Origin of the sequence: Methylobacterium planeticum (assembly GCF_008806345.1) — a bacterium.
Lineage (GTDB): Bacteria > Pseudomonadota > Alphaproteobacteria > Rhizobiales > Beijerinckiaceae > Methylobacterium > Methylobacterium planeticum.
Window position 1 is genome coordinate 241,648 of sequence record NZ_VZZJ01000004.1, and the last position, 14,056, is coordinate 255,703.

General features: G+C 74.3%; 16 protein-coding genes. 14 read left to right on the forward strand and 2 right to left on the reverse strand.

Going from position 1 to position 14,056, the window contains the following annotated elements; genetic code table 11:
• The first annotated feature begins 3 nt into the window (after positions 1-3).
• The 14 genes from puhA to F6X51_RS27735 all read left to right on the forward strand — a co-directional run bounded on the left by puhA (position 4) and on the right by F6X51_RS27735 (position 12,360).
• Positions 4-777 (forward strand): photosynthetic reaction center subunit H, encoded by a 774-nt coding sequence (puhA, locus tag F6X51_RS06725; protein ID WP_150962446.1) that lies wholly within the window; start codon positions 4-6, stop codon positions 775-777.
• Positions 774-1,487 (forward strand): photosynthetic complex putative assembly protein PuhB, encoded by a 714-nt coding sequence (gene puhB / locus F6X51_RS06730; RefSeq protein WP_150962447.1) that lies wholly within the window; start codon positions 774-776, stop codon positions 1,485-1,487. The genes puhA and puhB overlap by 4 nt, the downstream gene beginning before the upstream one ends.
• 16 nt (positions 1,488-1,503) lie before the next feature.
• Positions 1,504-1,989, forward strand: coding sequence for a photosynthetic complex assembly protein PuhC (puhC, locus tag F6X51_RS06735; protein WP_150962448.1), 486 nt, complete (start codon positions 1,504-1,506; stop codon positions 1,987-1,989).
• On the forward strand, positions 1,986-2,291 hold the full coding sequence (locus tag F6X51_RS06740; RefSeq protein ID WP_150962449.1) for a hypothetical protein: 306 nt from the start codon (positions 1,986-1,988) through the stop codon (positions 2,289-2,291). The genes puhC and F6X51_RS06740 overlap by 4 nt, the downstream gene beginning before the upstream one ends.
• Positions 2,288-3,376, forward strand: coding sequence for a magnesium-protoporphyrin IX monomethyl ester (oxidative) cyclase (acsF, locus tag F6X51_RS06745; protein ID WP_150962450.1), 1,089 nt, complete (start codon positions 2,288-2,290; stop codon positions 3,374-3,376). The genes F6X51_RS06740 and acsF overlap by 4 nt, the downstream gene beginning before the upstream one ends.
• A 9-nt stretch (positions 3,377-3,385) precedes the next feature.
• A complete protein-coding gene (puhE, locus tag F6X51_RS06750) occupies positions 3,386-4,213 on the forward strand; it encodes a putative photosynthetic complex assembly protein PuhE (RefSeq protein WP_150962451.1) in 828 nt (275 codons plus the stop codon).
• A 51-nt stretch (positions 4,214-4,264) separates the two neighbouring features.
• On the forward strand, positions 4,265-5,482 hold the full coding sequence (hemA, locus tag F6X51_RS06755) for a 5-aminolevulinate synthase (protein WP_150962452.1): 1,218 nt from the start codon (positions 4,265-4,267) through the stop codon (positions 5,480-5,482).
• A 5-nt stretch (positions 5,483-5,487) separates the two neighbouring features.
• Entirely contained in the window at positions 5,488-6,612 is a 1,125-nt protein-coding gene (bchI, locus tag F6X51_RS06760; protein WP_150962453.1) for a magnesium chelatase ATPase subunit I, read from the forward strand.
• A complete protein-coding gene (locus F6X51_RS06765) occupies positions 6,609-8,438 on the forward strand; it encodes a magnesium chelatase subunit D (RefSeq protein ID WP_150962454.1) in 1,830 nt (609 codons plus the stop codon). Before bchI ends, F6X51_RS06765 begins: the two co-directional genes overlap by 4 nt.
• A 13-nt stretch (positions 8,439-8,451) precedes the next feature.
• Entirely contained in the window at positions 8,452-9,369 is a 918-nt protein-coding gene (gene bchO / locus F6X51_RS06770; protein ID WP_150962455.1) for an alpha/beta fold hydrolase BchO, read from the forward strand.
• 61 nt (positions 9,370-9,430) lie between these two features.
• Positions 9,431-10,969, forward strand: coding sequence for a phytoene desaturase (locus tag F6X51_RS06775; RefSeq protein ID WP_150962456.1), 1,539 nt, complete (start codon positions 9,431-9,433; stop codon positions 10,967-10,969).
• A gap of 25 nt (positions 10,970-10,994) precedes the next feature.
• On the forward strand, positions 10,995-12,074 hold the full coding sequence (locus F6X51_RS06780) for a phytoene/squalene synthase family protein (protein WP_246696667.1): 1,080 nt from the start codon (positions 10,995-10,997) through the stop codon (positions 12,072-12,074).
• Positions 12,071-12,223 carry a hypothetical protein gene (locus F6X51_RS27730; RefSeq protein ID WP_191970028.1) on the forward strand — a complete coding sequence of 51 codons (153 nt, stop codon included), beginning with the start codon at positions 12,071-12,073 and terminating at the stop codon, positions 12,221-12,223. Before F6X51_RS06780 ends, F6X51_RS27730 begins: the two co-directional genes overlap by 4 nt.
• Entirely contained in the window at positions 12,220-12,360 is a 141-nt protein-coding gene (locus tag F6X51_RS27735; protein ID WP_191970029.1) for a hypothetical protein, read from the forward strand. The genes F6X51_RS27730 and F6X51_RS27735 overlap by 4 nt, the downstream gene beginning before the upstream one ends.
• Here the strand turns inward: F6X51_RS27735 and truB are convergent.
• Complete coding sequence (gene truB, locus F6X51_RS06785; protein WP_150962458.1) at positions 12,351-13,379, reverse strand: tRNA pseudouridine(55) synthase TruB; 1,029 nt, start codon at positions 13,377-13,379, stop codon at positions 12,351-12,353. The two genes, F6X51_RS27735 and truB, sit on opposite strands and share 10 nt — an antisense overlap.
• A 110-nt stretch (positions 13,380-13,489) precedes the next feature.
• The gene (gene rbfA / locus F6X51_RS06790; RefSeq protein WP_150962459.1) at positions 13,490-13,915 is read right to left on the reverse strand and encodes a 30S ribosome-binding factor RbfA; all 426 of its coding nucleotides are present in this window, start codon (positions 13,913-13,915) and stop codon (positions 13,490-13,492) included.
• Positions 13,916-14,056 lie beyond the last annotated feature (141 nt).

The following is a 14,056-nucleotide window of genomic DNA, read 5'->3' on the forward strand; positions in this document are numbered from 1 at the left end:
GCCATGCCCAGGGGTGAAATCACAGGCTACATCGACGTCGCGCAGGTGGTCCTCTACGCGTTCTGGATCTTCTTCGCGGGGCTGATCTTCTGGATCCGCCGCGAGGACCGGCGCGAGGGCTACCCGCTCGAGGCCGAGGTGACGGGACGGCTCAAGCGGCCGGACCCGATCCTGATCCCGACGCCGAAGCTGTTCCACCTGTCGGACGGCAAGGTGAAGTCCGCGCCGCAGGCCGACCAGAAGCCCGACCGCAACTTCGTCGGGCACAAGCGCGAGCCCTGGCCGGGCGCCCCCCTCGAGCCCGGCGGCGCGCCGATGCAGGACCATATCGGCCCCGGCTCCTGGGTGCATCGCGACGACGAGCACGACCACACCTTCGACGGGCAGAAGCGCATCGTGCCCCTGCGCGTGGCCACCCACTTCGTCGTCCACGAGGACGGCCCGAACCCGATCGGCATGACGGTGTTCGGGGCCGACCGGCAGGTGGCCGGCACCGTGACGGACCTCTGGATCGACCGCGGCGAGTGCTTCGTGCGCTACTACGAGGTCGAGCTCGGAGCGGGCGGGCGCCGCGTGCTGATGCCCGTCACCTTCTGCCGCACCGGCCGCTTCTCGCGCACCGTCAAGACCCAGGCGCTGCTCGCGCACCAGTTCGCCGACATCCCCGGCACCAAGGATGCGGACGCGGTGACGTTCCTCGAGGAGGAGAAGATCGTGGCCTATTTCGGCGCCGGCACCCTCTACGCCACGCCGGCGCGCGCGGAGGCCATCCTGTGAGCGCCGCCGAGGTCCCGCAGGGCCTGCCCGGACCGCTGCCCCCGGGCGAGCGCATCCTCTGGCAGGGCCGGCCCGAGACCGCCGGCATCGCGGTCCGGGTTCTGCACATCCGCCTCGTCGGCCTGTGGTTCCTCGGGCTCGCCCTCTGGTCCGGCGTGCCCGCCGCCCTCGCGGACGGCCCCGCGGCGGCCGCGCGCGCCCTCGGCCCCACCCTCGGCGCCGCCTGCGCGGCGCTCGCCCTGGTGGCGTTCCTCGGCTGGCTCTCGGCCCGGACCACCACCTACACGATCACCAACCGGCGCTTCGTCCTGCATGTCGGGATCGCCCTGCCGATGACCCTCAACCTGCCCTTCACGATGGTCGCGGATGCGGGCCTTCGGGTCTTCCGGGACGGCAGCGGCGATCTGCCTGTGCGCCTGCGCCCCGGCACCCGCATCGCCTACCTGCATCTCTGGCCCCACGCCCGGCCCTGGCACGTGGCCGAACCCCAGCCGATGCTGCGCGCGGTGCCCGACGCCCGGACCGTGGCGGGGATCCTGGCCGCCGCCATCGCGGCCGAGCGCACCCCCGAGGAGAGCGCCCTGCCGATGGTGGTGGAGCGCCCGCCGGCGAGCGCGCAGGTCCACGCCGCTCAGAACCCGGGCCTGCAGGGCCCGGGCCCGCAGAATCAAGGCCGGCCGCCGCGCCTCGCGGTGGCGGAAGCCGGTTGATCCGGAGGTCGATCGCATGAGCCCCACCCGCATCACCCCGGTCCCCGCCGATCCCGAAGACGAGGTGAAGGTCGCGACCCCCGCCCTGATCGCCGCGGGCGCGCTCGTCGCCTTCACGCTCCTCGCCGTCGGCATCGGCCGCACCGGCGGCGTCGGCCTCACCCACGGCCCGGAAGCGCCGGCCGTCGCCAGCCTGGCGCTCACCGTGCAGGACCGCAGCGACGGCGCCGTGCTCCTGCACGAGGCCGGCACCGGCCGCCTCGTCGCCACCGTGGAGCCCGGCCGCGACGGCTTCCTCCGGGCGACCCTGCGCAGCTTCGGGCAGGCGCGGCTGCGGGCGGGCTACACCCCGGAGCAGCCCTTCCGGCTGACCCGCCACGCCGACGGCACGCTGACGCTCGCCGACACCGCCACCGGGCGCAGCACCAACCTCGAGGCCTTCGGCGCCTCGAATGCCGTGGCCTTCGCCAAGCTTCTGCCCGAGGGGAGCACCACCCGATGATCATCGCCTGGCTCAACGGACGCGAAACCGTCGATGTGCCCTGCACGGTCGAGATCGAGCAGACGCCCGAGAGCCTGCACGCCCATGTCAGCCTCGACGCGCCCTTCCAGATCGGCCCGGGCGACGCGGTGCAGGTGCACGATGCTCCGACCTCCGTGCCCTACGGCGAGCGCCTCGTCGTGCAGCGCACCGCGACCGTGACGCGGGCGGGACGCCTCGAACGCCTCTGGACAAAGCTCGCCGGACACCTCGAACTGACCGAACTCTACGAAGTCAGCTTTACCGAGAGGAGGAGACTGTGAACGCTCCCGTCAAGCATCCGCCCTCCCAGCCCGTCCCCAAGGTTCCGGTCAACGAATCGACCAAGGCCGCGCAGGAGACGACGTTTCTCAGCCCGCGCTTCTACACCACGGATTTCGACGAGCTCGACCGCACCGATGTCGAGCCCGTCCGGGCCGAATGGACCGTGCTGATCGACGAGTTGCGGGCCGATCCGAACAAGCGCCACTTCACCCGCAACGCCGAGTTCGACATCGACCTGTCGGGCCTCGACCCGGAACTGCGCAAGGAATTCCTCGACTTCCTGGTCTCCTCGATCACCGCCGAGTTCTCGGGCTGCGTGCTCTACGCGGAGATGCGCAAGCGCGCCAAGAACCCGGACATCAAGGAGCTGTTCGGCTTCATGAGCCGCGACGAGGCCCGCCACGCCGGCTTCATCAACGACGTGCTCAAGGATTTCGGCATCGGCGTCGATCTCGGCTTCCTGACGAAGTCGAAGAAGTACACCTTCTTCCGGCCGAAGTTCATCTTCTACGCCACCTACCTGTCGGAGAAGATCGGCTACGCCCGCTACATCACCATCTTCCGCGAGCTCGAGCGCAACCCGGACCGGCGCTTCCACCCGATCTTCAAGTGGTTCGAGAAGTGGTGCAACGACGAGTTCCGCCACGGGGAGGCCTTCGCCCTCCTGATGCGGGCGAACCCGAAGCTGACGAGCGGGCTCAACCGCTACTGGATCAAGTTCTTCCTGCTCGCCGTCTTCGCCACGATGTACGTGCGCGACCATTGCCGCCCAGCCTTCCACAAGGCGCTCGGGGTCGACCCGACGGATTACGACTTCAAGGTCTTCCGCATCACCTCGGAGATCTCGCGCCAGACCTTTCCGCTGACCCTCGACCTCGACAATCCGCGCTTCAAGGCGCTCCTCGACACGCTGCTGCGCTCATCGGAGGGCATCGCGGATGCGCGGGCGCAGGGCGGCCTCGTCGGGCGGCTGAAGCACGGGCTGCACGCCGCGCACGCGGCCGTCACCTTCGGGCGGCTCCTGCTGCTGCCCGCCCTCGACAACCCCATGCCGGCCGAGATCCGGCTCGAGCCGGTCTGGTAGCGCCCCGCGATGTCGCCCTACGCCGTGCCAGCCCTCTACGCGGTCGCGATCTGGTGGTTCTCCACCGGCGTGATCATCCTGCTCGACCACCTGCCGCGCCGGACCTTCCCGTGGAGCATGGGGGGGGCGACGCTCGTCCTCGGCCTCGCCCTCTGGGGGATCGGCGCGAGCGCCGGGGATGCGAGCGAGACGGGGGTGTTCACCGCCTTCACGGCGGCGCTCCTCGTCTGGGGCTGGCAGGAGATCGGCTACTACATGGGCTTCGTCTCCGGCCCGCGGCCCCGGGCCTGCCCGCCCGGGACGCGGGGGTTCGAGCGGTTCCGGGCGGCGGCGGCGACGAGCCTCTGGCACGAGGCGGCGATCATCGCCGGGGCCGCCGCGATCCTCGGCCTGACCTGGGACGAGCCGAACCGGTTCGCCCTCTGGACCTACCTCGTCCTCTGGGGGATGAACCTCTCGGCCCGGCTCAACATGTTCCTCGGCGTGCGCAACCTGAACGCCGAGTTCCTGCCCGACCATCTCGGCTATCTCGGCTGCTACCTCACCAAGAAGCCGATGAACCTGCTGTTCCCGTTCTCGGTCAGCATCGCCACCGTCATCGTGGCGCTCCTCGGCCGCGCCGCCCTGGCGGAGGAGAGCCTGGCCTTCGAGGTGGTGGGCTTCACCATCCTCACCACCCTGATGGCGCTCGCCACCCTGGAGCACTGGTTCCTGATGCTGCCGCTGCCCTCGGCGGCCCTGTGGCAGTGGAGCCTGCCGGGGCGCGGCGCGCCCGCGCCCGTCACCCTCACGAAGCCCGAGCCGGCCGAGATCGGCCCGACCCGGGACGCAGCCTAGGATTTGCGCGCGACGCGACACCGCGCGCGACACGCAGAAGGGGAGCCAGCGATGGATTACGAAGCGTACTTCGGTGCCGAGCTCGACGGCCTCCATCGCGAGGGCCGCTACCGCGTGTTCACGGATCTCGAGCGCCAGGCCGGGCGCTTCCCGCACGCGGTGCACCACCGGCCGGACGGGGAGCGGCCCGTCACGGTCTGGTGCTCGAACGATTACCTGGGGATGGGCCAGCACCCCGAGGTGCTCGCGGCCATGCACGAGGCCCTCGACCGCTGCGGCGCCGGCGCCGGGGGCACCCGCAACATCTCGGGCACGAACCATTACCACGTGCTGCTGGAGCGCGAGCTCGCCGACCTGCACGGCAAGGAGGCGGCCCTCCTGTTCACCTCCGGCTACGTCTCGAACTGGGCCGCCCTCGGCACCCTCGCGGCGAAGCTCCCCGGCTGCGTCGTGCTCTCGGACGAGGGCAACCACGCCTCGATGATCGAGGGCATCCGGGCGAGCCGGGCCGAGCGCCACATCTTCCGCCACAACGACCCGGCCGACCTCGATCGCAAGCTCGCGATGGTGGAGCCGGGGCGGCCCAAGCTCGTGGCCTTCGAGAGCGTCTACTCGATGGACGGGGACATCGCGCCGATCGCCGAGATCTGCGACGTCGCCGAGGCGCACGGGGCCCTGACCTACCTCGACGAGGTCCACGCGGTCGGCCTCTACGGCCCGCGCGGCGGCGGCATCGCGGAGCGCGAGGGCCTCGCCCACCGCCTCGACGTGATCGAGGGCACCCTCGGCAAGGCCTTCGCGGTCCATGGCGGCTACATCACGGGCTCGGCGCGGCTCTGCGACTTCGTGCGCAGCTTCGCCTCGGGCTTCATCTTCACCACCTCGCTGCCCCCCTCGGTGGCGGCGGGCGCGGCGGCCAGCATCCGCCACCTCAAGGCCAGCGGCACGGAGCGGGCCCGCCACCAGGAACGCGTCGCGAAGGTCCGCGCCCAGCTCGACGCGGCCGGCATCCCCACCCTGTCGAACGACAGCCACATCGTCCCCGTGATGGTCGGCGACCCCGTGCTCTGCAAGGCGATCAGCGACACGCTGCTCGACGAGTTCGGCATCTACGTGCAGCCGATCAACTACCCGACCGTGCCGCGCGGCACCGAGCGCCTGCGCATCACGCCCTCGCCGCTGCACAGCGATGCCGACACCGCGCACCTCGTCGGGGCCCTCGCGACGATCTGGCGGCGCATCGGGCTCGAGAAGGTCGCGGCGGAGTAGGGCGCATGACCTTCGACGATCACCACCCGGATCCGCACCGGCCCCTTCCGCCGGAGGCGGGCGAGGCCGGCGCGCCGATCGCCCGGCGCGCGCCGCGCCCGGCGGAGCCGGTGGCGAGCGGCGTCTTCCCGTTCTCGGCCATCGTCGGCCAGGACGAGATGAAGCGCGCGCTCCTGATCGCGGCGGTTGATCCGAGCGTCGGCGGCGTGCTGGTCTTCGGAGACCGGGGCACCGGCAAGTCCACGGCGATCCGCGCCCTCGCAGCGCTCCTGCCGCCGATGAAGGCGGTGGAGGGCTGTCCCTATGCCTGCGATCCGGCGGCCTCCGCCGAGGCCTGCCCGCATTGCGCCGCGCAGGCGGGGGCGCGGCGCAGCCGGCGCGTGCCCGTGCCGGTGGTCGACCTGCCCCTCGGCGCCACCGAGGACCGGGTCGTCGGCGCCCTCGACCTCGAGCGCGCGCTCACCGCGGGGGTGAAGGCCTTCGAGCCGGGGCTGCTGGCGCGGGCGAACCGGGGCTTCCTCTACATCGACGAGGTCAATCTCCTGGAGGACCACCTCGTCGACCTCCTCCTCGACGTGGCGGCCTCGGGGGTCAACACCGTCGAGCGCGAGGGCCTGAGCCTGCGCCACCCCGCCCGCTTCGTCCTCGTCGGCAGCGGCAACCCGGAGGAGGGGGAGCTGCGGCCCCAGCTCCTCGACCGCTTCGGCCTCGCCGTGGAGGTGACGACGCCCACCGAGATCGCCACCCGCATCGCGGTGGTGCGCGGCCGCGACGCCTTCGAGCGCGACCCGGCGGCCTTCGTGGCCGCCCATGCGGCGGCCGAGCGCCGGCTGCAGAAGCGGATCCTCGCCGCCCGCGACCGCCTGCCCCGGGTCGCGGTGCCGGACGCGGTGCTGGAGGCCGCCGCCCGCCTCTGCCTCGCCCTCGGCACGGACGGCCTTCGCGGCGAGCTGACCCTGATGCGCACCGCCCGGGCCCTCGCGGCCCTCGACGGGGCCGATGCGGCGGGTCTCGACCACCTGCGCCGGATCGCCCCGGCGGCCCTGCGCCACCGCCTGCGGCGGAACCCCCTCGACGAGGCGGGCTCCACCGCCCGCGTCGCCCGGGCCGTCGCCGAGGTGCTGGCGTGACACCCGACCCGGAGCCCGGCCGCGCCCTCCGGGCCGATGCCCTCTGGGCCGATGCCCTCTGGACCGATGCCCTGCGGATCGCCGCGCTTGCCGGCGCGGACCCGCATGGCTGCGGCGGCGTCTGGCTCAAGGCGGGCCCCGGCCCGGTGCGCGAGGCCTGGCTCGACGCGCTGCGGGCGGCCCTGCCGCCCGGCGCGCGCGCGCGACGGATGCCGGTCGGGATCGCGGATGAACGCCTCCTCGGCGGGCTCGACCTCGCCGCGACGCTCGCCGCCGGCCGCCCGGTGATCCAGCCGGGCCTGATGGCGGAGGCCGATCGCGGCCTCGTGGTGGTGCCCATGGCCGAGCGCCTCGGTGCCGGCACCGCCGCCCGCCTCGCCGCCGCCCTCGATACCGGCGCGGTCGCGGTGGCGCGCGAGGGGCTCGCGGCGCAGCTCCCGGCCCGGTTCGGGCTGGTCCTCCTCGACGAGGGCGTGGACGCGGAGGCCGCGCCCCGCGCCCTCACCGAGCGGCTCGCCTTCCACCTCGACCTCACGGGGCTCGGCCCCCGCGACCTGGCCGGCGCGCCGAGCCCGGACGCGCCGGCCGCCGCGGAGGAGGCTGCGCCGGAGGCCGGCCCCGAGGCGGTCGCCGCCCTCTGCGGCACGGCCGAGGCCCTCGGCATCGCGGCGATCCGGGCCCCGATCCTCGCCCTTCGGGTCGCCCGCCTGGCCGCCCGGCGCGCCGGGCGCGAGGCGCCCGGGGAGGCGGACATCGTCGAGGCCGCCCGCCTCGTCCTCGCCCCGCGCGCCACCCGCCTACCGCAGGGCGATGCGGCCCCGGAGGCGGATCCGCGGGAGCCCCGATCCGCGCAGGAGCCGCAAGCCCCGCCGGAGCCGCAGCCCCCGGGCGAGGCGGACGATGCGCAGGCCCCGGAGGCGGACGCCCCGGAGGGGCGGACCCGAGACCTCGACGCGATCGTCCTCGAGGCCGCCCGCGCGGCGATTCCCCCGGGGCTCCTGGCGCTCCTCGCCGGCGGGCCGCTGCGGCCGCGCATCGCCCCCCAGGCCGGGCGGGCGGGGGCGGCGGCCGCCTCGGCGTCGTCCGGCCGCCCGGCGGGCAGCCGGCCCGGCGATCCGCGCCGGGGGCGTCTCGCCCTGGTCGAGACCCTGCGGGCGGCGGCACCCTGGCAGCGCCTGCGCCGGGCGGGGGAGGGCGGCGCGACGCCCGGGCGCATCCGCGTCCGTCCGGACGACATCCGCATCGCGCGCTACCGGCAGCGCACCGAGACCACCACGATCTTCGCGGTCGACGCCTCGGGCTCCGCCGCCCACGAGCGCCTCGCCGAGGCGAAGGGCGCGGTCGAGATTCTGCTCGCCGAATCCTATGTCCGCCGCGACCGGGTCGCCCTCGTGGCCTTCCGGGGCCCCGGCGCGGATCTGGTGCTCGCGCCGACCCGCTCCCTGGTGCGGGCGAAGCGCGGCCTCGCAAGCCTGCCCGGCGGCGGCGGCACGCCGCTCGCCGCGGGCCTCGACGCCGCCCTCGCCCTCGCCGAGGCGGTGCGGCGGGGCGGCGGCACCCCGGTCGTCGTCCTGCTCACGGATGGGCGCGCCAACATCGCCCGCTCGGGCGCGGCCGGCCGCGCCCGAGCGGGCGAGGACGCGCTCGCCGCCGCCCGGGCCTTCCGGGCGGCGGGGCAGCGCGCCATCCTGATCGACACCGCGGCGCGCCCGCAGGACACGGCCCGACGCCTCGCCGCCGCCATGGCGGCGCGCTACCTGCCTCTCCCCTATGCCGATGCGGGCATGCTCAGCACCGCGATCCGCGGTGCCGGCCAAGCGGCCTGACGGGACATTCACGATGTTCAGCCGAGCCGAGGACCGCCCGCTCTGGGAGCGCGAGGGCAGCGACTGGCCGAACCGCGCCGCGAGCCGCTTCGTCGAGGCGTCGGGCCTGCGCTGGCACGTCCAGGTGATGGGCGCCTCCGACGCGCCGGCCCTGGTCCTCGTCCACGGCACCGGGGCGGCGACCCATTCCTGGCGCGGGCTGATGCCGCGCCTCGCCGAGCGCTTCCGCGTCGTCGCGCCGGACCTGCCGGGCCACGGCTTCACCGATCCGCTGCCCGAGCGGCGCCTCTCCCTGCCCGGCATGGCGGCGGCGCTCGGCGACCTGCTGCGCCATCTCGGATGCGCGCCGCAGGTCGCCACCGGCCACTCGGCCGGCGCCGCGATCCTCGCCCGGCTGAGCCTCGACGGCGGCATCGAGCCGCGCCTCCTCGTCGCCCTGAACGGCGCGCTCAAGCCCTTCCCGGGGATGGCCGGCATCCTCTTCCCCAGCATGGCCCGGGTGCTGTTCCTGAACCCGGTGACGCCGCGCCTGTTCGCCTGGTCCGCGGACAGGACCTCGGTGGAGCGCCTGATCGCCGGCACCGGCTCGAGCCTCGACCGGACCGGGCTCGACCTCTACCGCCGCCTGTTCCGCCGGACCGGCCACATCACCGGCGCCCTCGGCATGATGGCGAACTGGAACCTCGACGCCCTCGACCGCGACCTGCCCGGGCTCCGGACCCGGACGCTCCTGATCGTCGGCGCCAACGACAAGGCGATCCTGCCCGACACCGCCTTCGCGGTGCGCGACCGGCTGCCCGATGCGCGGGTGGAGCGAATGCGCGGCCTCGGCCACCTTGCCCACGAGGAGGCACCGGAGCGCGTCGCCGGGCTGATCCTCGACGAGGCCGAGGCGGCCGGCGCCGTCGATCGCGGAGATTCCGCGCCCTGAACCGGCGGCACAGGCGAAATCCGCCTTGCCTCGACGCCAAGCTCGTTCATAATGTCAAATAATGTTGACACTCGATGCGTCAATTTCCGAGGACAGTCCGGTCGCGGCGCGACCGCACGCGGTCGTCATCGGCAGCGGCTTCGGCGGCCTCGCGGCGGCGATCCGCCTCGGTGCGCGCGGCTACCGCGTCACCGTGCTGGAGCGTCTGGACCAGCCGGGGGGCCGGGCCCGGGTCCACCGCCAGGACGGCTTCACCTTCGACGCCGGCCCCACCATCGTGACGGCGCCCTTCCTGTTCGAGGAGCTGTGGCGGCTCTGCGGGCGCCGGATCGAGGACGACGTGCACCTCGTGCCGATGCGGCCCTATTACCGCATCCGCTTCGCCGACGGCGCCACCTTCGACTACAGCGGCGACGAGGCCGCGATGCGGGCGGAGGTCGCCCGCTTCTCCCCGGGCGACGTCGAGGGCTACGAGCGTTTCATGGCGCGCAGCGAGGCGATCTTCCGGGTCGGCTTCGAGAAGCTCGGCCACGTGCCGTTCTCCTCCCTCTCGGACATGCTGCGGATCCTGCCCGACCTCGTGCGCCTCGGCGGGCACCGCAGCGTCTACGACGTGGTCGCCGCCCATATCCGGGACGAGCGCCTGCGCACCATCTTCAGCTTCCACCCGCTGCTGATCGGCGGCAGCCCCTTCCGGGCGAGCGCCATCTACTGCCTGATCGCCTTCCTGGAGCGGCGCTGGGGCGTGCACTTCGCGATGGGCGGGACCGGGCGGCTGGTGGACGGCCTCGTCGACCTGATCCGGGGGCAGGGGGGCAGCCTGCGCTGCGGCGCCGAGGTCGAGCGCATCCTGGTCGAGGGCGGCGCGGCCACCGGCGTCCTGCTGCGGGGCGGCGAGCGCGTCGCCGCCGACATCGTGGTCTCGAACGCGGATTCGGCCCACACCTACACGCAGCTCCTGCCCGGCACCGGCCGGCGCCGCTGGAGCGCGCGCCGGGTCGCGCGGGCCAGTTCCTCGATGGGGCTGTTCGTCTGGTATTTCGGCACGAACCGGAAATACCCCGACGTCGCCCACCACACGATCCTGATGGGGCCGCGCTACCGCGGGCTGATCGACGACATCTTCCGGACGAAGCGGCTCAGCCCCGATTTCAGCCTCTATCTGCACCGGCCGACCGAGACCGACCCGATGCTGGCGCCTCCGGGCTGCGACGCCTTCTACGTGCTGTCGCCGGTGCCGAACCTCGCGGGCGGGCAGGATTGGGCGGCCTGCGCCGAGCCCTACCGGCAGGCGATCGAGGGCGCCCTCTCCGGGAGCGTGCTGCCGGGATTGGGGGAGAGCCTCGTCACCTCCCGGGTGACGACGCCGCAGGATTTCGCCGAGGACTTCCTGAGCTACCGCGGCTCGGGCTTCGGGCTGGAGCCGGTGCTGACGCAATCCGCATGGTTCCGGCCGCACAACGCCTCGGAGGACGTGCGCAACCTCTTCCTCGTGGGGGCGGGCACGCATCCGGGCGCCGGGCTGCCCGGCGTCCTCTCCTCGGCCAGGGTCCTCGATCGGGTGGTGCCGGATGCACGCGTTGTCGCCAGAAGGTCCTGACGCCCCCTCCGGGCTCTATGCCGCCCTGAGCCCCGCCACCCCGGCCCCGCACGCCTCCCCGGCCGACCACGCCGCCTGCCGGGAGGCGATCCGCGCCGGCTCGCGCAGCTTCCACGCCGCCTCGCTGCTGCTGCCCCCGACGGTGCGGCGGGCGGCCTACGGCCTCTACGCCTTCTGCCGCTTCTCGGACGACGCGGTGGACGATGCGGCGGCCCACACCCGGGCCGGGACGGTGGCCCGGCTGGAGGCGCGCCTCGCCCGGGCCTATGCGGGAGACCCCGCGGATTTCCCCCCCGACCGGGCGCTGGCCGACATCGTGGCGGCCCACGCGATCCCCCGCGCGCTCCCCGGGGCCCTGCTGGAGGGCCTCGCCTGGGACGCGCAGGGGCGGCGCTACGAGACCCTGTCCGACCTCTGCGCCTACGCGGCCCGCGTCGCCGCCTCGGTCGGCGCCATGATGACGCTGATCATGGGGGTGCGCGACGCGAGCGTGCTGGCCCGGGCCTGCGACCTCGGCGTGGCGATGCAGCTCACCAACATCGCCCGGGACGTCGGCGAGGATGCCCGGGCGGGCCGGCTCTACCTGCCGCTCGCCTGGCTGCGGGAGGCCGGCATCGATCCGGACGCCTTCGTGGCCGAGCCCGGGGCGACGCCCGCCCTCGCCGGCCTCGTCGCGCGGCTCCTCGCCGTCGCGGACGGGCTCTATGCCCGCTCGGAGGCGGGGATCGCGGCGCTGCCCCCGGCCTGCCGGCCGGCGATCCGGGCGGCGCGCCTGATCTACGCCGAGATCGGCCGGGAGGTGGAGCGGGGCGGGCTCGACCCGGTGCGCAGCCGCGCCCGCGTCGCCGGCCCGCGCAAGGCGCTGCTGCTCCTGCGCGCCGGCCTGCCCCGCCTCGCCCGGGCCGAGCCGCCGGCGCCCTGCCTGCGCGAGACCCGCTTCCTCGTCGAGGCCGTGCCGGAGCCCGGGCCGAGCTGGCGCGCGGCCTGGTGGGACGTCAACGGGCAGATCGTGCGGGTGCTCGACATGATCGAGGTCCTGCGCGAGCGCGAGAGCCTGGACCGGACCTCGCTGGTGCGCGACCCCCTCGCGCACGAGGCCACGTGACCGACCCGCTCTTCGCATTCGTCGATATCGGGCTCGTCTTCGCCCTCGCCCTCGGCCTCGCCGTCTGGCAGCTCGTGGTGCTCAAGCGCGGCCTCCGCCGGGACCGCGAGGCGGCCCGGCTCGCGGAGCGGGAGCGCGATCCCTCGTGATCGCCTCGACCGCCCTCGAGCTCCTGCTGATCGGCCTCGCGGCCTGGCAGCTCGTGGTGGTCCGGCGCGCCATCCGGGCGGACCGGGAGAAGGCCGAGCGCGAGCGGGAGGCCCGCGCCCGCGAGCCTCAGGCCTGACGGCCGGCGGTGCCGCCGAGGTGGAACACCCGGTGGGGCACGAGCTCGCCCCGCTCGACGTCGCCGACCGCGACCAGGATGCCGCCGCAGGTCGCGAAGATCTTGCCCTCCAGGGGGGCGTCGCGCCCGCGCAGGATCACGGGCTGGCCGCGCATCAGGCGCAGGGCCATGTCGCGGGAGATCGCCACCGAGGGGATCGCGTCGAGGGCGGTCTCGACCGCGCGCAGATGCGGCAGGCTGCCCTCCGGGCCCGCCGCCTCGAGGGTGGCGACGTTGCACGAATCGGCCTCCACGAAGGGCCCGACGCGGGTGCGCCGCAGGGCCGAGACGTGGCCGTAGCAGCCGAGCCTGCGGCCGAGGTCGCGGGCGAGGGCCCGCACGTAGGTGCCCTTGCCGCATTCCGCCGCGATCACCGTGCGGTCGGGGCCGTGCTCCACCAGCGAGAGATGGTCGATCTGGACCTGGCGGGCCTGCAGCTCGACCACCTCGCCGTCGCGGGCGAGGTCGTAGGCGCGCTCGCCCGCGATCTTGATGGCGGAGAAGCGCGGCGGCACCTGCTCGATCGCCCCGATGAAGCGCGGCAGCGCGGCCTCCACCGCCTCGCGGGTCGGGCGGTCCTGGCTCGTGGCGACCGGGCGTCCCTCGGCGTCGTCGGTGTCGGTCTCGATGCCCCAGGCGACGGTGAACAGGTAGGCCTTGCGGCCGTCCATCACGAAGGGGACGGTCTTGGTCGCCTCCCCGAGGGCGATCGGCAGGATGCCGGAGGCGAGCGGGTCGAGGGTGCCGGCATGGCCCGCCTTCTTGGCGTTGAAGGCGCGCTTCACCACCGCGACCGCGTGGGTCGAGGTCATGCCGACGCCCTTGTCGAGGATGACCCAGCCGCTCACGTCGCGCTTCTTCGGCCGGTCGGGGCGGGGCCCCCCGCGCGGCTGGCGCCGGGCGTCCGGCGCCCTGCGCTCGCCGCTGCGGGGCATCTCGACCGCGGGCTGGGGGCGCTCGATCGGCGGAAGGTCGTTCATGGAATCCTCGGTCGATGACGGGTCGGGGGCGCGCGACCGGGGCTCGCCGCCGCCGTCCCGCATCCGCCCGCCCGGCAGGTCAGGGGTGTGGTTTGCCCGATGTCCCGGGATCAATGCCCGGGCTCGCCCTCGGGTTCGGCGTCGGGGGCGCTGTCGAGGTCGCGCTGCACCCGCTCGCTGCGCAGGAGCGCGTCGATCCGGGCGGCCTCGTCGAAGGTCTCGTCCCGGCGGAAGCGCAGCTCGGGGGCGTATTTGAGGTTCACCCGGCGGGCCACCTCCTGGCGCAGCGCCTTGCGGTTGCGCTCGAGCGCCGCGATCACCGGCGCCTCGTCCTGGCCGCCGAGGGGCATCACGTAGGCGGTGGCGAGCTTGAGGTCCGGGGACATCCGCACCTCCGGCACGGTCACCACGTGGGTGCCGAGCACGGGATCCTGGATGTCGCCCCGCTGCAGCACCTCGGCGAGGGCGTGGCGGATGAGTTCCGCGACGCGCTGCTGGCGCTGCGAGGGGCCTTGGGGGGTCTGCTTCTGAGCCATGGTCCGGTACGGTCTGACGGTTCGGGCGGCGATCCGTCCGGCGGAGCGGGACCGCCGGGCGCGTCGGGAGGGAAACGCGGCGGGCGGGCGATTCGGGCGCGCGCGAAACGCGAAAGGGGCGCGGCCTGAACCGCGCCCCCG